The organism is Gordonia asplenii, assembly GCF_012933505.1.
Taxonomy (GTDB): Bacteria; Actinomycetota; Actinomycetes; order Mycobacteriales; family Mycobacteriaceae; genus Gordonia; species Gordonia asplenii.
The window spans coordinates 1-19,991 of sequence record NZ_JABBNB010000044.1 but is presented as its reverse complement, the minus strand read 5'-3'; the positions used below and the strand labels follow the sequence as shown (position 1 = coordinate 19,991).

Genomic DNA, 19,991 nt, shown 5'->3' with positions numbered 1-19,991 from the left:
CTCCAAGGAGGAACGGGTGTCGCAGGAATTGAAGCTCGGGTTCAAGGCGTCGGCGGAGCAGTTCGATCCGCGGGAGTTGGTGGAGATCGCGGTCGCCGCGGAGGGTGCGGGGATGGATTCGGTGACGGTGAGTGATCATTTCCAGCCGTGGCGGCATCAGGGTGGGCATGCGCCGTTTTCGTTGGCGTGGATGGCGGCGGTGGGTGAGCGGACGTCGCGGGTGCAGATCGGTACGTCGGTGTTGACGCCGACGTTTCGGTACAACCCGGCGGTGATCGCGCAGGCGTTCGCGACGATGGGGTGCTTGTATCCGGGGCGGATCATGTTGGGTGTGGGGTCGGGGGAGGCGCTCAACGAGTATGCGACCGGGTTTCGGGGGGAGTGGCCGGAGTTCAAGGAGCGGTTCGCGCGGTTGCGGGAGTCGATTGCGTTGATGCGTGCGTTGTGGAGTGGTGAGGAGACTGATTTCGACGGGGAGTTCTACCACACGCAGGGGGCGTATATGTATGACCTTCCTGAGCGGCAGATTCCGGTGTATGTGGCTGCGGGTGGTCCGGTGGTGGCGCGGTATGCGGGTCGGGCGGGGGATGGGTTTATCTGTACGTCGGGTAAGGGGGTGGAGTTGTATACCGAGAAGCTGATTCCCGCAGTCAAGGAGGGGGCGGCGAAGGCTGGTCGTGATTTCGATGCGATTGATCGGATGATTGAGATCAAGATTTCGTATGATCCGGATCCGGCGTTGGCGTTGGAGAATACGCGGTTTTGGGCGCCGTTGTCGTTGACGCCGGAGCAGAAGCATAGTGTGAATTCGTCGGTGGAGATGGAGCGGCTTGCCGATGAGTTGCCGATTGAGCAGGTGGCGAAGCGGTGGATTGTGGCGTCGGATCCTGATGAGGCGGTGGAGAAGGTGAAGTTCTATACCGATGCGGGGCTTAATCATCTGGTGTTCCATGCGCCTGGGCATGATCAGCGGCGGTTCCTCGACAACTTCGCTCGCGACCTCGAACCCCGACTGCGTAAGCTAACTGTATAGCTAGCCTACGAAAGGGGCTTGACATGCGTAAGCTCACGGTTCTGGGGGCGATCGGCGGTGTCGCGGTTCTGGGCGGCGCCGTAGCCGCCACCGTTGCGGCGACGCCGGGTTCCGCCGATTCGTTCGGGTCGTGTGGTGCGCTGTCGGGTTCCGGTCCAGCGCCCGATTGCAGTTATCAGGTCTCCGACGGCGACCTCGTCGTGTCGTTCCGTGCTGCGGGAGCCACCGCGTCGACCCTCACCTGCACGGTGTCGGAGGGCGGCGTGATCGGTGCGGTCCGGCTATCTGCCGGCCAATCCGGAACTGTCCAAGTCAACAACATCGGTTCGGGAATTCACAGCTATGGGGTGCGCTGTTCGACGCTCACCGGCGGCCGAGGCGGGGTGAGCCGCGCGGGCGGCTTCACCGTATCGGTCTTTCCGCCGCCGACGCTGCCCACCACGACGACCCCCACCTTCCGCCCGCCGACACCCACCCACACGCGGCCACCTCGGGATCCCCTGATGGTGACTCCGACCTACACCGCCCCGGAGCGTCCGAACAAGCCGCCGCGGTCCACTCGCGAGGTGCCCAGCGTGACCCCACCCACCACTACGCCGACGCTGACGACCACCACGACAACAACGACTACCCCGTAGTCCGACCGCGTCGATCCTCCTGCTCCACGAAAGAGCGGACCAGTGCCTGATTGCGCTGGATACGCTTTTCGAAGACCAGTTCCAGCAGGATGGCCACAGTTGCGGCGCCGAACAGTTCGATCGACACGGAGAACAGCACGTTCGTCAGGAGATCGTGCGCTACCCGCGAGCCTTCGAGGACGTCGGTGTACTCCGCGATTTTGGAGGTCGCCGCCATCGCGACTGCGACCACGAAGAGCACGTACAGGTATCGGCGTTTGATTTCGAGGGGGTCGGCCAACTTGTCGAGGACCTCGGGGTGCTGGCGGATGAAGTCGATGTCCGCGGCGCTGAAGTCAGGGGCGTTCCCAGTCACGTCGCGCATCACGACTGAGTCGACGAACTGATCGGCCGCATCATTGCTGTCCTGGATCATGAGGTCAGGGTAGTGCCGGCTGTGTGCCGGGGGTGTAAGCACCCGAAACTGCCCTCTCGGCGTCGCCGCTTCGGCTGCGCCATTGCGTTGGGCTGCAACCGAATTGAGTGCGAAACCAGCGGCTGAAGTTGCCCGGGGAGGAGAAGCTCAGAAGCTCGGCGACCTCGGTGAGGGAATGGCGCTTCTGCCCGACGAGGTGTCGCGCCATCCCCATCCGCACGTCGTTCACCACCGAGGTGAACGTCGTTGCCTCGGAGGCCAATTGGCGATGAACGGTGCGACGGTCAACGCCGAGACTGCGCGCCACCTGCACGACGCTGCACCGGCCGCTGGGTAGCAGGACTTCGACGACGCGACGAACCCGCTCAGTCGCGCGGTCATGTCGCTCGACGTCGAGCGATGCGAGGAATGCTGCTGCATAAGAACGCATTTCGGGGTCGGACAGAGCATTGGGCGCATCGAGGTCGCGGGCGTAGACGGTCAGTCCGTCGAAGGTCCCGTCGAAGCTGACGTTCGGGCCGAGGATCTGATGGTGTGTCGAGGGATCGTGCGGTGCGAACCTGCGCAACGTGACACTCAGTGGGTACCACGTCGCGCCGCGCAGATCACGCATCAGGCGGCAGAGTACGCCGATCGCGAAGTCGATCGACTGCACGACGGGGACGTCGGACCCGACGTCGAGTGAAAGCTTCAGCGTCGCAAGGCCATCGGCCTCGGACATGGTGATGTGCAGGGCCTCGTTGTACATGTGCTCGTAGCGCATCAACATGCGCAACGCGCTGCGCACGTCGGGTTCCTCGCGGATTACCAGGCTCAGCGGCCCGAGTGCGGATAGTCGTCGCTGTTCGGCGAGCGCGATGCCGAAATCGTCGTGGCCCGACGCCACCGCCGATCGATGCAGCAATTCGGCGATCGACGTCGCGGGAACCCAGCGGTCCGGCATCGCGATGCCGGATGGATTCAGGCCGACGTCGCGGATGAACCGAGCGGGGTCGAGACCGACGGAATGCGCGACGGCGGGGTAGGTGCTCATCGTCGCGTAGCGGGCCAGAGGTTTCGCCATGATTTCAGTATGTCCCCAAATGAATAGAAATGTGTCCCGTACAGATAAGCAGTGTCCAGAGTTGAACCCTACTGTTGGTCACATCACACAGCACGGACAAGACGCACAGACAAGGGAGAAGGCAATGGCCAGAGCCGTCCGCTTCTATGAAACCGGTGGTCCCGAGGTGATGAAATGGGAGGCGGCCGAGGTCGGCGAACCCGGGCCGGGTGAGGTTCGGATCACTCATCACGCGGTCGGACTCAACTTCGCCGACACGTACTTCCGAACCGGCTACTACCCGTCGCCGATGCCGGCCGGAATGGGCGTCGAGGGTGCCGGAGTGATCACCGCGGTCGGCGCCGGTCTCGACGGATTTCATCCCGGCGATCGCGTGACCTACACCGGAAGCCCGCTCGGCGCATACAGCACCGAGCGCGTGATGCCGGCATCGCATCTCATCGCACTGCCCGACACCATCGAGTTCGACACCGCTGCGGCGATGACGATGCGTGGCCTCACCACCGCGTACTTGCTTCGTCGGATCTGGCCGCTGAGCGCCGGTGACACCGTTCTGCTCCATGCCGCGGCAGGCGGCGTCGGCCTGATCTTCACCCAGTGGGCCAGGCTTCTGGGCATCAAGGTGATCGGCACCGTCTCATCGCAGCGCAAAGCGCAGGTCGCTCGCGAGCACGGCTGCGACGACGTGATCGTCTACACCGAAGAGGATGTGGCGCAACGAGTTCGGGAGCTGACCGCCGGCGAGGGCGTACCCGTCGTGTTCGACAGCATCGGGCAGTCGACCGTGCCGACCTCGCTCGACTGCCTATCTCGTCGCGGTCTGCTGGTGTGCTTCGGTACCGCGTCCGGCCCGATCCCGCCGATCGACGCGTTCTCCCTCGCTGCCAAGGGATCGCTCTACGTCACCCGTCCCGCCCTCGCCGACTACATCGCCGATCCTGCCGAACGCGCGGAACTCGCCGCCGAACTGTTCGGACACGTCGCCGCAGGCGACATCACCATCGACATCAATCAGCGCTACAGCCTCGACGACGCCGTCACCGCCCACCGCGACCTGGAAGCCGGCACCAGCGTCGGTTCCTCGGTCTTCACCTGCTGACCCGACCGGAGTACTCGATCATGACCACCACTTTCCCCGCACCGGCTTCAATCAATCAGTCCACCAACAGGTTCCGGGTCGAGCGGTTGACTTGCTCGCTCGGCGCCGAAGTCCACGACACCGACCTCGGTGAGGTCTCCCGCGACGACGCCCTGTTCGCCCAGCTGCGCGAGCTCCTCGTCCAGCACAAAGTACTGTTCTTCCGCGACCAACACCTCACCCGTGCCGAGCACGTCGCCCTCGCGAGACGATTCGGTCCGCTGGAAGATCACCCGGTCGCGCCCAGCGATCCAGACCATCCCGGACTCGTCCGCATCTACAAGGACCGCACGAGCCCCGCCGAACACTTTGAGAACTCCTTCCACTGCGACGCCACCTGGCGGGCCAATCCGCCGTTCGGCAGCGTGCTGCGCTGCGTCGAATCACCCGGCGTCGGCGGCGACACCATTTGGGTCAACATGGTCGAGGCCTACCGCCGACTGCCCGACGACGTGAAGCGCCGCATCGACGGGCTACGCGCCCGGCACAGCATCGAAGCGAGCTTCGGCGCCCGGATACCAACGGAGGCAAGGCATTCGCTGCATGAACGCTACCCCGACGCCGAGCATCCGGTGGTGCGCACGCACCCGGACACCGGCGAGAAGATCCTCTTCGTCAACTCATTCACCACCCACTTCGTCAACTACCACACCGACGACAACGTCCGCTTCGGTGCCGACTACGCCCCCGGTGCCGGTGACCTCTTGCGCTATCTGATCAGTCAGGCAGCCATTCCCGAATACCAGGTCCGCTGGCGCTGGACCGAGAACAGCATCGCAATCTGGGACAACCGCTGCACCCAGCACTACGCGGTCCAGGACTACTGGCCCGGCGTCCGCAAGATGGAACGCGCGGGCATCGTCGGCGAACCGACGTTCTGATACTCGAATTTCCACCACCCCAACAGTTTTCACACCCTTACACAAGGAGAACATCATGCACTTCCACGACGACGCCCTGTTCCCGGAGAACCAGGACAAGCTGGTCATCACCGTCGCTCCCTACGGCCCCGAATGGGAGCTCAACGACTTCCGGGACGACCTCCCGCTCACCATGGACGAGCACGTTCAGAAGGCCGTCGACTGCTACGAGGCGGGCGCGACGGTGCTGCACATCCACGTCCGCGAACTCGACGGCAAGGGCAGCAAGCGGCTGTCCAAGTTCAACGAACTCCTCGCCGGCCTGCGTGAGGCGGTGCCGGACATGATCCTGCAGGTGGGCGGCTCCATCTCATTCGCACCGGAAGGCGAAGGCGTAGAAGCCAAGTGGCTCTCCGACGACACTCGCCACATGCTCGCCGAGCTCGACCCCGCTCCCGATCAGGTGACCATCGCGATCAACACCAGCCAGATGAACATCATGGAACTGATGACCCCGGACGACATCGCCGGAACGTCGATGGAACGCCCCGAATTGGCCGACACATACCGCGAGATGACTGTCCCGGCTGGCCCGCAATGGGTCGAAGAGCACCTGCGTCGCTTGCAGGCCAAGGGAATTCAGCCGCACTTCCAGCTGTCGAGCATCCCGCAGCTCGAAACAGTCGAACGCCTCATCCGGCGCGGTGTCTACACCGGTCCATTGAACCTCACCTGGGTCGGCATCGGCGGCGGCTTCGATGGCCCCAACCCGTACAACATCATGAACTTCATTCAGCGTGTCCCCGACGGCGCGTGCCTCACCCTGGAAACGCTGATGCGCAGCGTGCTGCCGGTCAACGTGATGGCGATGGCTATGGGGCTGCACACCCGCTGCGGTAACGAGGACACCATCTGGGGGCGCAAGGGCGAGAAGATGACGTCCGTCGAACAGATCCAGCAATTGGTCCGCGTCGCAAACGAACTCGGACGCGAGGTGGCCACCGGCAAGGAAGCGCGCGACATCTACCGCATCGGGGAGACCTACCGCGACGCCGAGGAGACGCTCTCTCGGCTCGGTTATGCACCCAATCGGCGACCCGGCCAGGTCGGCTTCACCGGCCACGCCTGATCGACGAGATACGACGCCGAGGAGTCGCCGTGCACGCGCCCAGTCCAACCGTTGTCGATCCGGCCACCGCGCCGAGTCCAGCCGAATCAGGAAGCGGTACAGCCGCATCCCGCCGTCGCAGCAGATACCCGTGGTTGGTCTTCGCCATCACCTTCGGGTTGCTGCTCTCCGACTACATGTCGCGCCAAGTGCTCAGCGCCGTGTTCCCGTCCCTCAAAGAGCAATGGGCACTGAGTGATTCGCAACTGGCGACCCTCACCAGCGTCGTCGCGCTGATGGTCGGGCTGCTCACCCTGCCGCTGTCGGTCATCGCGGACAGGTGGGGGCGGGTGCGCAGCCTGACTCTGATGGCGGTGCTGTGGTCGCTGGCGACGGTGCTGTGCGCCGTGGCAACGAGCTTCGAGCAGATGCTCGGCGCCCGGTTCCTTCTCGGCGTCGGCGAGGCCGCCTATGGCAGCGTCGGAATCGCATTGGTGCTCAGCATCTTTACGCCCCGCGTCCACGCGACGCTGAGCGGAGCCTTCATGGCGGGCGGATCATTCGGCTCGGTGCTGGGGGTATCCCTCGGCGGAGTGATCGCGGTACATCTGGGATGGCGGTGGACATTCGCCGCTATGGCGGTCTTCGGGCTGCTGCTGGTGGCGGCGTTCCGCGCTACGGTGACTGAGGATCGCCTCGCCGCGCACGCCGCCTCCGACGTTGCGCCATCCCGGACCGCCGCGACCTACCGAGCCCCGCTGCGTAGCCTGTTCACCAACCCGCCGGTACTCGCCGCCTATGTCGGCGGCGGACTGCAGATGTTCTCTGCCGCAGTCCTTCTGGCGTGGACTCCGAGCTTCTTCAATCGGTATTACGGAATGCCGATGGATCGTGCGGCGATCGCCGCGGCCGCTATCGTCCTGCTCGTCGCGACTGGAATGATCGTGTGCGGCATGATCACCGATCGCATCGGACGCGACGACATCACCCGCAAGTGGATCGCGGCGATCGCCTTCTGCGTCGTCTCGCTCGTCTGCCTGCCGACCGGATTCGCCCTGGAAACCGGTGCCGCACAACTGATTCTGATCGCAATCGGCGCCTTCTTCGCGGCCGGGTCATCGGGACCGATCGCAGCGATGGTCGCCAACCTGAGTCACCCCACGGTCCGTGCGTCGGCGATGGGCACTCTCACCGTTGCGAACAACCTTCTCGGCTTGGCGTTGGGGCCGTTCATCGTCGGTGTCCTCGCCGATCACATCGGCTTGGGCCGTGCGCTGACTATCACCCCGCTCATCTACCTGGTCGCCATCGCGGCACTGCTGCTCGGCAAGAGACTTCACTCGCTCGGTGTCGCGCGTCTTGCGCGTCTGCCTAGGTAACACCTTCCACCCCAAGGATTCTCTCATGAACTCACTCGATTCGACGGTTGTCATCGTCCCCGGACTGCGCGATCACGACCCTGACCATTGGCAGTCGCACCTGGCACGGGATCTGCCGTCGGCGGCGATCGTGCCACCATTGACCGCCGACAAACTCGATCGTGCTGCGCGAGTCGCCGCACTCGATGCAGTCCTCGCCGGGATCGATGGTCCCAGCATTCTCGTGGCACACAGCGCGGGCGTGCTGACTGCCGTCCACTGGGCGGCCGCGAACCCGGCGTCGTCGGTGATCGGGGCATTGCTCGTCACTCCCGCCGACATCGAATCTCCCCTTCCCACAGGCTATCCACTGCATTCCGAGCTCGACGCGGGCGGCTGGTTGCCCATCCCGCGCACGACACTCCCATTCACCAGCATCGTGGTCGCAAGCCAGAGCGATCCGTTGGCCTCGATGCGGCGGGTCGCCGGAATGGCCGAGAATTGGGGCGCCCACCTGCTCGACGCCGGGGACGTAGGACACCTCAATCCCGCAGCGGGATACGGGCCGTGGCCACCCGCACTGGGGTATCTGGCGATGTTGCGCGCCGATATCGCAGCTACGGAAGCGCTTGTGCGATGAACGACAAGGCCGCATCGCACACACGAAAGCGACGATCGATGAATCTCAAGAAATGGCTGACCGCTGCGCTACTGGCGGTGACCGCCTCGAGCAGTACCGCCGGGCTGGCGTCGGCAAAGCCCGAATCACCCTCACTGACAACACAATTGGCACCCGTGGTGACCTACAAGGCCTACCAGGACGGTGCCACCGCCGTCATCAGCGTGGCCTCCGGCAGCCTCCTCGTGGATCACGGACGGTTTGAGATTCGTTCCGCGACAGGCAAAGTCGTCGCCGGAGTGCCGTTGAGCTTCAACGTCGGGGACATCGCGTTCCCCATCGAAGCCAAAGTCGCCGGTGCTACCGCCTGGCTGACGCCGAAGCTCGACCGTTCCCGTGCCACCTACCGGCCGGTCGCGTTGCCCTATCAGAAAGACGCGCCGTGGAAATCGCGCTACGACCGCGAGCAGGCCGCGTGGAACCGGATGTCGTCGACGATCGTGACCGGCGCGGCGGTGGGTGCCATCGTCGGGGCGGTGAGCGCGGGGGCGCTAGGGTGCCTGCTCGGCGGAGTCTCCGGTGCGGTGGTCACGGCGCCGCTATTTCTGCTACTCGGTGGCGGCCCGGTCGCCGGCTGTCTCGTGGGTGCGACGATGCTGGCTCCGGTGGGCACTCTCGTCGGGTCGATCTTCGTGGGCGCGCCCGTCGCGATCGCCTCGGTCATTCAGTACCAAGACACTGTGAATGCGCCGTTCAAACCACCGGCGCCGGCGAAGTAGCCCGCGTCGACGACCGTCTAACCCGGCGCGACTCTTCGCTACGGTTGACGAATGGATCGTGAGCGGATGGTCGATGTCGGCGTGGCCGTCGTGTCCAGGTTCGGCGCCAAAGCGTTGAGCCTGACGTCGGTGGCGCGGCAGGCAGGTGTCGCGCGAGCGACCGCGTACCGGATGTTCGGAGGCCGCGACGCGCTGGTCGCGGCCATCGTCGAACGTGAGGTATCCCTGCTGAGGGCACAGCTCAAGGAATGGTCGGACACGCAGCCCGACGCAGCGGGCAAGGTCCGCATCCAGGTGGTCGAGACGCTACGCTATATCCGCGAACACGAAGCGCTGCAATACATTCTGCGCAACGAGCCGGAAGAGATCGTGCGGACGCTGGTCTCCACGACTGGGGCCGCGGGATCGACGCTGATTCACCAGATCATCGACGCTGCGATCCCCGATCTCGAGCCGGAGATCGGGGAGCAGCTCTATCCTGATCCGGCCGCAGCCGCGGAATTCATGGTCCGCACCATCTACTCCTTCATGCTGATCCCCGAGAGTGCGCTGTCCGACGACGCCGCCGCGGACCTGGTGGTGCGAGCGATCGTCCGATAGGTGCGATTCGCCCGCTGCCGCGTCGTCACCTGCCGAAGCAGTCCCGCCCCGGCTGCATGAAACCGGGTGCGCTGAAAGCGATCGCGGCGAAGGTGAGATTCAGCGGGTAGCTGCCCACCGCGATCGACGCCTTGAAACCGCCTCGATACGGGAAGTCTCCGTCGATTCAGTCATGCCGATAGGGTATGTCGCATGGCATCAGAATCGGTGACGTCGAACAGCATTTACGTTGCGTCCGCGGAGGGCGAAACCGGGAAGTCGACCATCGCACTCGGGCTGCTCGCGATTCTCTCGGCTACCGGTGGCCGAATCGGTGTGTTCCGTCCGATTTCGCGGGCGATGGTGGCTGGGGAACGCGACTACATTCTCGAACTCCTACTAGCGCACGCATCGGTCGATCTCGACTACGAGGAGTGCATCGGCGTCACCTACGAGCAGGTCAACGACGATCCGGAAGCGGCCATCGCCGAGATCGTCGCGCGCTTCCACGCCGTACAGGCACAATGCGACACCGTGCTGATCGTCGGTTCCGACTACACCGACGTCGGCAATCCGTCCGAGCTGGGTTTCAACGCGCGGATCGCGGCGAATCTGTCGTCGCCGATCGTGTTGGCGCTCAATGCTTCCGGCCGTACCGCTGACGAGGTGCACGGGCATGCTGAGCATGCCTTGAACGAGGTGGCAGCGGCGCACGCGACGGCGGTCGCCGTCATCGCCAACCGGTGCGATCCCGACAGGCTGGCGGGCATCGCCACGGCACTCACTACCATTCCGATCGCCTCGTGGGCGCTGCCCGAGGTGCCGATCCTGAGTGCGCCGACCATGGGCGAGCTGAAGGCCGCCCTCGATGGATACCTCTACAGCGGCGACGCCGACCTCCTCGACCGGGAGGCGCTCAACGTCATGGTCGGCGGCATGACCGTCGAGCACATTCTGGAACGACTCGTCGACGGCACCGTCGTCATCACTCCGGCCGACCGCTCCGACGTCCTCCTCGCATTGGTGAATGCCAATGCGGCACAAGGATTCCCGCGCCTGGCCGGGATCATCCTCAACGGCGGCCTCAAACCGCACCCGATGATTCAGGCGCTGGTGACCGGTCTCAATCCCACGCTCCCGATCGTCTGCTGCGATCAGGGCACCTACGAGACGGCGCGCATCGCAGCGCATACCCGCGGGCGAGTGGCCAATCAGTCGGCGCGCAAGATCGACGCGGCGCTGGCGTTGATGGAGGAGTACGTCGACGTCGACAAGGTGATCGCCGAGGTGAACCTCGACATCCCCGAAGTCGTCACGCCGCAGATGTTCGAATACCAACTGGTGGCGCGGGCCAAGGCAGACCGAAAACACATCGTGTTGCCCGAGGGCGAGGAGGACCGCATTCTGCGTGCCGCGAGCCACCTGCTGCGCCGCGGCGTCGCACGACTCACGCTGCTCGGCGACGCTGAGACGATCGCGAAACGCGCGGCCGCCCTCGACGTCGATCTCGGCGAGGTCGACGTGATCGACCCGATGACGAGTGAGCTGACCGAACAGTTCGCCGAGACCTACGCTGAACTGCGCAAACACAAGAATGTCGCACTCGATCGGGCGCGTGATCTGATGCGCGACGTCTCCTACTTCGGCACCATGATGGTGCATCTGGGCATGGCCGACGGCATGGTGTCCGGAGCCGTCCACACGACCGCGCACACCATTCGGCCCTCCTTCGAGATCATCAAAACCAAGCCGGGCGTGTCGACGGTGTCGTCGGTGTTCTTCATGTGTCTGGCCGACAAGGTGCTCACCTACGGTGACTGCGCCGTCGTTCCGGACCCGTCGGCCGCTCAGCTCGCCGACATCGCCATCTCGTCGGCCGAGACGGCGGCGGCATTCGGCATCGAGCCACGCGTCGCGATGCTCTCGTACTCGACCGGTGAGTCGGGTTCGGGGGCCGACGTCGACAAAGTGCGGGCAGCTACCGAGATGATCCGCGAGCGGGCCCCAGAGTTGTTGGTAGAGGGACCGATTCAGTACGACGCCGCTATCGAACCGTCGGTCGCGCGGACCAAGATGCCGGACTCGCCGGTGGCCGGACAGGCCACCGTGCTCATCTTCCCGGACCTGAATACCGGCAACAACACCTACAAGGCGGTGCAGCGCAGCGCCGGGGCGATCGCCGTCGGTCCGGTGCTGCAGGGGCTCAACAAACCCATCAACGACCTCTCCCGGGGCGCGCTGGTCGCCGACATCGTCAACACCGTGGCGATCACCGCGATCCAGGCGCAGAACATGGCGAAACAATGAGCGGAGTGAGTCAAGTGAATGCAGGCCGGCGCGCCGATCAACCGGTGCTCGTCGTCAACGCGGGGTCGTCGTCGCTGAAATACCAAGTGGTGCATCCGCTTTCCGGCGATGTTGTGGCTGACGGAATCGCCGAGCGGATCGGCGAAGCGCAGTCGTCGATCACGCATACCCAGAACGGGCGGACCGAGTCCGACGAATTGCCGTTGCCCGATCATCAGGCGGCGATCGCCCGAGCGCTGGAGTTCTTCACCGCCAACGGAGTCGACGTCGCGGGCGCCGACCTCTGCGCCGTCGGCCACCGGGTGGTGCACGGCGGCCGCACGTTCTATCGGCCCACGCTGATCACGCCCGAGGTGGTCGAGGAGATCGAACGCCTGTCAACTCTTGCGCCGCTGCACAATCCGGCGAATCTCATCGGTATCCGAGCCGCCCAGGAGCTGCTGCCCGACGTCCCGTCGGTCGCGGTGTTCGACACCGCCTTCTTCCATGATCTGCCCGACGCCGCGGCCACCTATGCGATAGATCGTGAAGTCGCTGCGGCACATGCGATTCGACGCTACGGCTTTCACGGCACGAGCCACGAGTATGTGTCGGCGACCGCGGCCGAGTTCCTGGGCCGCGACTACGGCGACGTGAATCAGATTGTGCTGCACCTGGGCAACGGCGCGTCGGCGTCGGCGATCAAGGCGGGCAAGGCGATTGACACCTCGATGGGTATGACTCCGCTGGAGGGCCTCGTCATGGGCACTCGCTGCGGTGACGTGGATCCCGGAATGATCTTGCACCTCAACAGGGTTGCCGGTCTGGGTGTCGACGCGATCGATGCGCTGCTCAACAAGCGCTCGGGGCTCAAAGGGCTGGCCGGGGAGAACGACTTCCGGACCCTGACCGAGAAGATGGCTGCGGGCGACGAAGACGCCAAGGCCGCCTACGACGTGTACATCCACCAGCTGCGGCGCTACATCGGCGCTTACATGATCGAGCTGGGCCGCGTCGACGTCATCTCGTTCACCGCGGGAGTGGGAGAGAACGCGGCATCGGTGCGGGCGGATGGTCTCGCCGAACTGGAGAACTACGGCATCATCATCGATCCGGACCGAAATGCGGTGCGCAGCAAGGAACCTCGTCGAATCTCGACGGACGACTCCCCGGTCACGGTGCTGGTGGTGCCTACCAACGAGGAGTTGGAGATCGCGCGGCAGTCGGCGGAGTTGGTGTGACTGTGCGCGCCGCGCGCCTCGCATTCCGATCGACGGAGGCGTCTCCTCTCGCAGCGTGTCGCGCCTAATGGTGTTGATATCTTGCGCGCATCCGGCTTCACCGAATCCTGCTGGTTGAGCGAGGCGAAGCCCGAGTCGAAACCATTGTGGCGCTGCGGGTTTCGTCACTGCCCGGCCGGTGGGGTTTCGACTCGGCTTCGCCTCGCTCAACCGGCAGAGGACCGCATCCCGCTGGTTGAGCCGGACGAGCGCCGTGTTGAGCGAGGCGCTAGCCGAGTCGAAGTAGCGCTAGCCGAGTCCGTGTCGAAACCTCTCAGCCACAACGACTTTCGACGGTCCGCGCCAATTCCGGCGATGACACCCGGTAAGTGTCGCGTGTGCACCCGACGGGTGCACACGCCTCGATGTTCGATTCCGTCACAGTTCGACAAGTGCGCCACCATCAAATGCATTGTGGTACAGAGGTTTCGACACGCTCGTCACTTCGACTCGGCTAGCGCCTCGCTCAGTACGGCGCGCTTACGCTCCTCGCGGCTCAACCAGCAGATGCAGTGCCCCGACCGGTGAAACCAGGCTCAACCGGCAGAGGACCGCAACGTCGTACAACTCTTTAGGCGCGACACACCACTAGAACAACGTCTCCGGCCGCACGTAGTTCGCCAGGTCCACCAACATGAATCGATGTGCCCGATTGTTGCGGGTCTGGTGTGCCAGACTCCGCAGCGACTGCTCGGTCGCGACGCGTATGCCCGCCTCGGTGAAGGGGTAGCCCAGAAAGTCGGGGAGCGGTTGTTCCGGCGGGTTGGCCACGAGCCAGCCCAGCGCGGTTCCCAGCACGATCAACACCAGTCGGGACCGGTAGCCCTCGCTCTCCGGCATCCGCTCCAAACGTGCTGCGGCCCTGGTCAACTGGTCGTAGGTGATCTCGCTCGACGGGCGGCCGTGTACGAGCGCCAGGATCGCGGTGGCCCGCGCGGTGCTGTAGTGCCGACTGGTCGACGGCACGTCGTCGAGCGGCGCGATCGCCTCGTCGATGTTGCCTGCCGCCAATTCGAGCCGCGCCCAACCGAATGCCGCGGTCACGATGCCGTGATCGGTGAACCACAGATCGTGGTAGTGGTGGCCGGCGATGCTGTACCAGTCCCGCACCTTCGACGCCGACGACGATGCGCTCGTCGACTTCTCGGAGTTGATCCACCGGCCGATGAGTTCGGCGGTGCCGGCGACCGCGAGCTTCGGGCCGATTTCTCCCGGCATCACTTCAAGGACCTCGTTGAAGCGCTCGAAGGCGAGTTCGGGTTCGTCGTTGTACAGCGCGCAGATGCCGAGATACCAGTCGATGCGCCAATTCTCGCCGTAATACATGGCGATCGCGGACAACTGGTCCAACGCCTGGTCGACGTCGCCCAACTCGAGCATCGCCCGCACTTCCACCAACTCGAGTTCGATCGACGGGTGGCCGTCCTCGGCGTTGATCATCTGCGGGAATCCGTTCGCGCGTGCTGCGCGGATGGAATCGAGGATTTGCCGCGGATCGCTGAGCGCGGCCGACGTCAACAGGGGAGCGGCCGGGTCGCTGGTATCGATCAAGGGCACTGGAAGCGCCCGCGCGATGTCGGCCGGATCGTAGAACGCGGTCTGATCGGGGTCGAAGAACGCATCGACCGGGGCGAGCAGCAGGTCGGCGCCGAACGTCGACCGCGGCGGGGTGAATACCGTCGACAACGCGGGGCGCGGTACTCCGGTGTGTACCGCGACCGTTTCCCGCAGCACATTGAGGACCTGCGTGGTCATCTCCTCCGCGCTGGCGAACCGGTCGTTCGGGTCGGCTGCGGTGGCACGCTGCAGCAGTAGGTGAAAGGACGGATTGTCTTCGAACTCGGGGACATCCTCGACGTCGGGCAGCCCGGCGACGTATTGGCCCTGTTTCATCGGCATCGGAATCGTCAGTACCGCGAGGGTTCTGCCGAGGCTGTAGATGTCGGTGGCGATCTGCGGGCCCGTCTTCACGATCTCGGGCGCCTGGAATCCCGGTGTGCCGTACAGGTGGCCGAATCCGTTGATCGGTGAAACCGCGCCCATGTCGATGAGTTTCACCTCATCGCTGCTGACCATGATGTTGTCAGGTTTCACGTCGTTATACACCAGCCCGACCGAATGAAGGTAGTCGATGGCAGGCAGTACCTCGAGCAGGTAGGCCATGGCCTGCTCCACCGACAGCAGCTTGGTGCTGTTCTTCGGTGCGCCGGGATCGGGCGAGGTCAGCTGTTTGAGGGTCTGACCGCCGATGTACTCCATGACGATGTAGCCGAAGCGATTTCCCTCTTCGGTGATGTGCTCGACGAAGTTATAGATCTTCACGATCGCGGGATGATTGACCGACGCCAGAAACTGACGCTCGGCCAAGGCCACGGCCTGAGCCTCCGAATCACCGGAATTCAGCAGGCCTTTGAGCACCACCGGACGGTCGGAGACGTTGTGATCGGTGGCCAGATAGATCCAACCCTGGCCGCCGTGGGCGATGGCGCCTTCGATCTCGTACTGGTCGGCGACGAGTGTTCCCTTGGCCAGACCCGGTACAAAGGAGTACCGCGATCCGCAGTGCGGGCAGTCACCGGTGAGCGGTCCGGTACCTGGGCCCGACTCGCGCCCCACCGGTTCGCCGCACTTCCAGCAGTTGCGTTTGCGTTCGACGATGACCGGATCATCGATGACGGCGTCGGCCGGGTTGGTATCTGAAATAGAGGGCAGCTCAACGAGATTGCTGCCCAACCTGCGGTCGTGGACCAGCGATCGCTTGGACGGGATGAGTCGACGGGTCCGCGCCGTGGTGAACGAGTCACCGCGCCGCGACGTCGTGCTCACCGGCGTCGTCGGAACCGATCCCGTTGTGCCGCGCGATGTTTCATCGCTCGATACTACATCGGGTGCGTGGCCGTCGTCCTCGTCGTCGGCGAACGGATCGAACGGGACCGCCTGCGTGCCGAGGGGCTCGGCGTCGGGACCGACTTCCTCGTCGTCGGCGAAGGGGTCGTAGGGGACGGCCTGGGTCCCGACGGGCTCGATGTAGTCGTCGTCGTCATCATCGGCGAAGGGGTCGAACGCGACGGCCTGCGTGCCCACCGGTTCGACGGCGTCGTCGTCCTGCCCATCGTCGTGGGTGGTGTCGTGCGAATCTGCCATGCCCGCTCAGTCCCGGTAGACCGGTCGGGGGGCGATGTAGGAGGGCCCGAGCACCGACAGCCACTCGTTGTAGATCTGCTGCCAGCGTCCGCTCGCGGTGATTGCGGCCAACACCGCGTTCACGAATCGCACCATGTCGTCCTGTCCCTTGGGGATTCCCACACCGTAGTACTCCGTCCCCAACCCGGGCCCGACAACCTTGAGCCACGGATCTTGCACCGCCAATCCCGCGAGGATCGCGTCGTCGGTGGACACCGCCGCGACTTCACCCTGCTGGAGCAGCACCAGGCAGTCGGCCCACGTCGTGGTCTCGACCATCTTGACCGTCGGCACGATCGACTGCAGTCTTCCGATCGAGGTCACGCCGCGGGCGGCGCACACTCGTTGCCCCGCGAGGTCTGCCGCTCCGGCGATCGACGAGTTGCGCAGCGCGAGGATGCGTTGCGAAGCGATGTAATACGGGGCAGAGAAACTGACGTCCTGCATCCGTTCGCAAGTGATGCTCATGGTCTTCACGACCACATCGACGGTGTTGCTGCGCAATGCCTCGATGCGGTCGCTGGAACTGAGGACGCGGTACTCGATGCGGTCCGGGGTGTTGAAGATCGCGCGTGCGATCTCGCGGGCGATGTCGACGTCGAAACCCATGATGTCGCCCGACAACGGGTCGCGGAAGCTGAACGGGTTGCTGCCGATGTCGAGGCCGACGATCAGTCGGCCACGACCGAAGATCGCAGCCATCGTCGTATTCGGCGCCATCCGGCCGGGCTCGGGAAGGTCCGACGGCCGAAGCGTCACCGATGCGTCGCAGGACTCGTTTGGTGGTGGTTCGCGTGTCACGTCGGTTGCGACACCGGCCGGCGTCGGGGGAGTGGCGGTCGCCGTCGGCGGCGGGCTGTCCGGAGCAGCGAACTGTACGCACGCCGACAAGGTCAGAGCGAGCACGGCGCCGATCGAAGCAGCCGAGATCCGCCGCCGAGACAGCGCCGCACGTCGGGACAGGGGACGGGGAAAGCCGATCACATGTACTCCCGGACCCGTGGAATCAAGCCGATCGGTGCCGCGAGTGCGGCCAGGATGCCCAGCGTCCAGATACCGTTGCCGGAGAACCCCAATACCCGCTGGGCGGTATTGACGTCGTCGCGGAACACCGTGCGCGCGCTGGTGATCGCCTCGACCAGTGCGCTGTCGAGCTCCGCGTAATAGGTCGCGGCGGAGTTCGACGCATCGCCGACAGTCAGCGCGCGCGCCTGACGGAAGTCTCCGGCGGCGACCAGCTGGTTGATCTGAGTGTTGGTTTGTTCCCAACCGTTGCGGGCTTTGATCGCGCGATCGATCACCGCATCCGACACCGACGTCGCCTTGCCGAGTTCCCGTTGATCCTTCAGCGCGATGAGCGTGCGCGCGATCGAATCGTTCGCCTTGCGATAGGTCTCTTCGAGTGACACCTGATCTCGTCGCACCAGCGAAAGCGTCTGCGCCGACCGCGCCTGCTGGGTCTCGATCCGCGCCTGAGTCAGTTGACGCAGCGGGTCGGATCCGTTGTTGACCGCGTTGTTGGTGGCGCTGACCGACATGAGTCCGGCGACCAGCAGCCAGGTGAGGCCGATGATGATGGCGATCGTGGCGATGAGCACTCCGACGTTGAACCGGCGCCGGGTCCGTCGGCTGAGATATCCCGAGGTCAGCAGCAGTCCGATCAGAGCCAGCGTCAACACCACGTATACGCCCCACGGCGGGGTGGTGAGGGTGTGCTGTGGATCGGCGATGGCGCTCGATCGTCGTTCGTACAGGCGCTGTGCCGCGGGCAGGATTGTGTCCTGCATCAACGACGACGCCTCGCCCAGATACGCCGATCCCACCGGATTGCCCAGGCGGTTGTTGGTTCGCGCCGTCTCGATGATGCCGGTGTACACCGGGATATTCGTTGCGAGGATGGTCAGGTCCACGTGCATCGGATCGACGGGCGCGGCGTCGGACGCCCCGGGTGTGGCGCCGCCGGTATTGCTCGCCGCGATGATCAGTGCGTTCGACGCCGTGGCGATGGCATCGGAATATCGCTGACGCAGGGCTGGTGGTTCGAGGCCGCCGGAGATGAAAGCGGCGTTCGCCGCGGCGTCGGCGATCGACAGCGAACTGTAGAGCACCTGCGATGTCTCCGACAGCGGCTCGGTGCGGTTGACGGTGTCTTGCAGGATCTCGGTCCGATGATTCAGCGTCGACGATGCGTACCAACCGCTGAACAGACACACCGCTAGTAGTGCGACCGCGATCGCCACGAGTTTGCCCATGCTCGACGTTGCAAGGTGACGCGCCGACGATATCGGCGAGTGAGCGCGATCGCGTGCGGTCGCGATGAGTTCGCGACGATCGGTCAGTGCTCTACGCAGTTGAGGACTCGGCGGACGGCCGCCTGCCCGTTCGGTGCTCAAGCTGTGCGCACTGCTCAGCGGTTTGGGAGTGCGTGTACGCACTTTCGAGCTGCGCCTTTTCTCCAGCGGAACCCGCGCGCGGTCCGTCCGGGATCGCACGGAAGATGCGTCGCCGGCCACCAGCTGATCCTTACTCTCGCCCCGGGCGGGTGGCCCGGGTATCACTACCGTCTCACCACGTAACCCTAGTCCCGCATCCGGTGGCTGCGCGGCACGAACTCGCCTACGTTTGAGTAGGGCCCCTATCGGGCGAGTGAATTGTGGAGAGTTGCGGGAGGCACTGTGCGTGGAGACGGCGACGGCTGGGTGTTCGACCCAGACGGATCGCGCTACTGGGGCCGCCACGGTGCGGCCGGACTGCTGTTGCGGGCGCCGCTCGCCGACGGCGTCACCGGCATCCTCCTCCAGCACCGAGCAGTATGGTCCCATCAGGGTGGCACCTGGGGTCTGCCGGGCGGCGCCCGCGACTCACACGAGAGCGCGGTCGACACCGCCGTGCGCGAAGCCGACGAGGAGGCCGGCATCGGCGGCACCGAGATGCGGGTCCGCGCCGCATTGGTGACGCACTCCGCGCCGAGCGGGTGGACGTATACGACGGTGATCGCCGACGTCGACGAACCGGTCATCACGCGCGCCAACGGCGAGTCCGCGGAACTCCGCTGGGTGGCCGAATCCGACGTCGACTCGCTCCCGCTGCATCCGGGCTTCGGTGGCAGCTGGGCGGCATTGCGCGAACGGCTCGCCGATCTGACCCTGGAGTGAGTCCCGCAGTGATCGAGCCAGTGAGGAACGAGCTGCGGCGCGCCCCGCTCCCCGAGTGCCGAAGTGAGCTTGCGAGCTTCGGTGCACCCCCCCGTTCCCCCGAGTGCCGAAGTGAGCTTGCGAGCTTCGGTGCACCCCCCCGTTCCCCCGAGTGCCGAAGTGAGCTTGCGAGCTTCGGTGCACCCCCCGCTCCCCGAGTGCCGAAGTGAGCTTGCGAGCTTCGGTGTAGCGAGGGGTCGGTGAGATGAAGAATCCAACTCGACCACTGTAACTGTTGCAGCACAACGTAACTGACCACGTCTACGGTTCGCTGACGGCCGCTCATCCGGCCGCCGAGTCACTTGCACAATAGGTTGTCATACCTGTGTTGTAGGTTCTGGTTATGGGAGCAGGGAGTCGTCGCCGTATCCGCCGGGAGTACCGGTGGGTGTTGTCGACGCCGTCGGCGTGGCCTGGCATGGACGCGACCTTGTTGGGGTTGTCGGACCCGGAGTCGG

At 64.9% G+C, this 19,991-nt stretch carries 17 protein-coding genes; 12 read left to right on the top strand and 5 right to left on the bottom strand.

The genetic code is table 11. From position 1 onward, the window contains the following. The first annotated feature begins 16 nt into the window (after positions 1 to 16). Both fgd and HH308_RS27135 read left to right on the top strand, forming a co-directional pair. Complete coding sequence (gene fgd / locus HH308_RS27140) at positions 17 to 1,033, top strand: glucose-6-phosphate dehydrogenase (coenzyme-F420) (RefSeq protein ID WP_170197412.1); 1,017 nt, start codon at positions 17 to 19, stop codon at positions 1,031 to 1,033. Positions 1,034 to 1,056: 23 nt separating this feature from the next. Continuing rightward, complete coding sequence (locus HH308_RS27135) at positions 1,057 to 1,671, top strand: hypothetical protein (protein WP_170197411.1); 615 nt, start codon at positions 1,057 to 1,059, stop codon at positions 1,669 to 1,671. Here HH308_RS27135 and HH308_RS27130 read toward each other — a convergent pair. Together HH308_RS27130 and HH308_RS27125 are read right to left on the bottom strand one after the other, a co-directional pair. Next, on the bottom strand, positions 1,661 to 2,086 hold the full coding sequence (locus tag HH308_RS27130) for a hypothetical protein (RefSeq protein ID WP_170197410.1): 426 nt from the start codon (positions 2,084 to 2,086) through the stop codon (positions 1,661 to 1,663). The genes HH308_RS27135 and HH308_RS27130 overlap by 11 nt on opposite strands. 4 nt (positions 2,087 to 2,090) lie before the next feature. Continuing rightward, positions 2,091 to 3,149 carry an AraC family transcriptional regulator gene (locus HH308_RS27125; protein ID WP_170197409.1) on the bottom strand — a complete coding sequence of 353 codons (1,059 nt, stop codon included), beginning with the start codon at positions 3,147 to 3,149 and terminating at the stop codon, positions 2,091 to 2,093. 124 nt (positions 3,150 to 3,273) lie between these two features. On the opposite strand from HH308_RS27125, the gene HH308_RS27120 reads away from it, so the two are divergent. From HH308_RS27120 to HH308_RS27080, 9 genes are all read left to right on the top strand, one after another. Further along, entirely contained in the window at positions 3,274 to 4,248 is a 975-nt protein-coding gene (locus HH308_RS27120; protein WP_170197408.1) for a quinone oxidoreductase family protein, read from the top strand. A gap of 20 nt (positions 4,249 to 4,268) precedes the next feature. Beyond that, on the top strand, positions 4,269 to 5,168 hold the full coding sequence (locus HH308_RS27115; protein ID WP_170197407.1) for a TauD/TfdA dioxygenase family protein: 900 nt from the start codon (positions 4,269 to 4,271) through the stop codon (positions 5,166 to 5,168). Between the two features lie 55 nt (positions 5,169 to 5,223). Then, positions 5,224 to 6,276, top strand: a complete 1,053-nt coding sequence (locus HH308_RS27110; protein ID WP_170197406.1) for a beta-keto acid cleavage family enzyme — start codon at positions 5,224 to 5,226, stop codon at positions 6,274 to 6,276. 29 nt (positions 6,277 to 6,305) lie between these two features. Then, complete coding sequence (locus HH308_RS27105; RefSeq protein WP_170197405.1) at positions 6,306 to 7,634, top strand: MFS transporter; 1,329 nt, start codon at positions 6,306 to 6,308, stop codon at positions 7,632 to 7,634. A 25-nt stretch (positions 7,635 to 7,659) separates the two neighbouring features. Further along, positions 7,660 to 8,253 (top strand): RBBP9/YdeN family alpha/beta hydrolase, encoded by a 594-nt coding sequence (locus HH308_RS27100; RefSeq protein WP_170197404.1) that lies wholly within the window; start codon positions 7,660 to 7,662, stop codon positions 8,251 to 8,253. Between the two features lie 38 nt (positions 8,254 to 8,291). Then, on the top strand, positions 8,292 to 9,011 hold the full coding sequence (locus tag HH308_RS27095; RefSeq protein WP_170197403.1) for a DUF8020 domain-containing protein: 720 nt from the start codon (positions 8,292 to 8,294) through the stop codon (positions 9,009 to 9,011). Between the two features lie 51 nt (positions 9,012 to 9,062). Further along, positions 9,063 to 9,611 carry a TetR/AcrR family transcriptional regulator gene (locus HH308_RS27090; protein WP_170197402.1) on the top strand — a complete coding sequence of 183 codons (549 nt, stop codon included), beginning with the start codon at positions 9,063 to 9,065 and terminating at the stop codon, positions 9,609 to 9,611. 192 nt (positions 9,612 to 9,803) lie between these two features. Further along, the gene (pta, locus tag HH308_RS27085) at positions 9,804 to 11,897 is read left to right on the top strand and encodes a phosphate acetyltransferase (protein ID WP_170197401.1); all 2,094 of its coding nucleotides are present in this window, start codon (positions 9,804 to 9,806) and stop codon (positions 11,895 to 11,897) included. 5 nt (positions 11,898 to 11,902) lie between these two features. Next, on the top strand, positions 11,903 to 13,117 hold the full coding sequence (locus HH308_RS27080) for an acetate kinase (RefSeq protein ID WP_376767292.1): 1,215 nt from the start codon (positions 11,903 to 11,905) through the stop codon (positions 13,115 to 13,117). Between the two features lie 627 nt (positions 13,118 to 13,744). On the opposite strand, the gene HH308_RS27075 is transcribed toward HH308_RS27080, so the two are convergent. The 3 genes from HH308_RS27075 to HH308_RS27065 are packed head-to-tail and all read right to left on the bottom strand — an operon-like array spanning position 13,745 to position 18,852. Next, entirely contained in the window at positions 13,745 to 16,300 is a 2,556-nt protein-coding gene (locus HH308_RS27075) for a serine/threonine-protein kinase (protein ID WP_170197399.1), read from the bottom strand. A 6-nt stretch (positions 16,301 to 16,306) separates the two neighbouring features. Then, a complete protein-coding gene (locus HH308_RS27070; protein ID WP_512698905.1) occupies positions 16,307 to 17,320 on the bottom strand; it encodes a glutamate ABC transporter substrate-binding protein in 1,014 nt (337 codons plus the stop codon). Further along, positions 17,320 to 18,852: a GlnX family signal transduction membrane protein gene (locus tag HH308_RS27065; protein ID WP_170197398.1), complete on the bottom strand. Its 1,533-nt coding sequence runs from the start codon at positions 18,850 to 18,852 to the stop codon at positions 17,320 to 17,322. The genes HH308_RS27070 and HH308_RS27065 overlap by 1 nt, the downstream gene beginning before the upstream one ends. 162 nt (positions 18,853 to 19,014) lie before the next feature. Between HH308_RS27065 and HH308_RS27060 the strand changes: the two genes are divergently transcribed. Beyond that, positions 19,015 to 19,494 (top strand): NUDIX hydrolase, encoded by a 480-nt coding sequence (locus tag HH308_RS27060; RefSeq protein ID WP_170197397.1) that lies wholly within the window; start codon positions 19,015 to 19,017, stop codon positions 19,492 to 19,494. Positions 19,495 to 19,991: the final 497 nt, after the last annotated feature.

Bases quoted from the DNA above. Each gene is read 5' to 3' on its own strand.
- HH308_RS27115 (WP_170197407.1), top strand. From the start codon at position 4,269: ATGACCACCACTTTCCCCGCACCGGCTTCAATCAATCAGTCCACCAAC.
- HH308_RS27090 (WP_170197402.1), top strand. From the start codon at position 9,063: ATGGATCGTGAGCGGATGGTCGATGTCGGCGTGGCCGTCGTGTCCAGG.
- HH308_RS27120 (WP_170197408.1), top strand. From the start codon at position 3,274: ATGGCCAGAGCCGTCCGCTTCTATGAAACCGGTGGTCCCGAGGTGATG.
- HH308_RS27095 (WP_170197403.1), top strand. From the start codon at position 8,292: ATGAATCTCAAGAAATGGCTGACCGCTGCGCTACTGGCGGTGACCGCC.
- HH308_RS27135 (WP_170197411.1), top strand. From the start codon at position 1,057: ATGCGTAAGCTCACGGTTCTGGGGGCGATCGGCGGTGTCGCGGTTCTG.
- HH308_RS27130 (WP_170197410.1), bottom strand. From the start codon at position 2,086: ATGATCCAGGACAGCAATGATGCGGCCGATCAGTTCGTCGACTCAGTC.
- HH308_RS27125 (WP_170197409.1), bottom strand. From the start codon at position 3,149: ATGGCGAAACCTCTGGCCCGCTACGCGACGATGAGCACCTACCCCGCC.
- pta (WP_170197401.1), top strand. From the start codon at position 9,804: ATGGCATCAGAATCGGTGACGTCGAACAGCATTTACGTTGCGTCCGCG.
- HH308_RS27110 (WP_170197406.1), top strand. From the start codon at position 5,224: ATGCACTTCCACGACGACGCCCTGTTCCCGGAGAACCAGGACAAGCTG.
- HH308_RS27100 (WP_170197404.1), top strand. From the start codon at position 7,660: ATGAACTCACTCGATTCGACGGTTGTCATCGTCCCCGGACTGCGCGAT.
- HH308_RS27075 (WP_170197399.1), bottom strand. From the start codon at position 16,300: ATGGCAGATTCGCACGACACCACCCACGACGATGGGCAGGACGACGAC.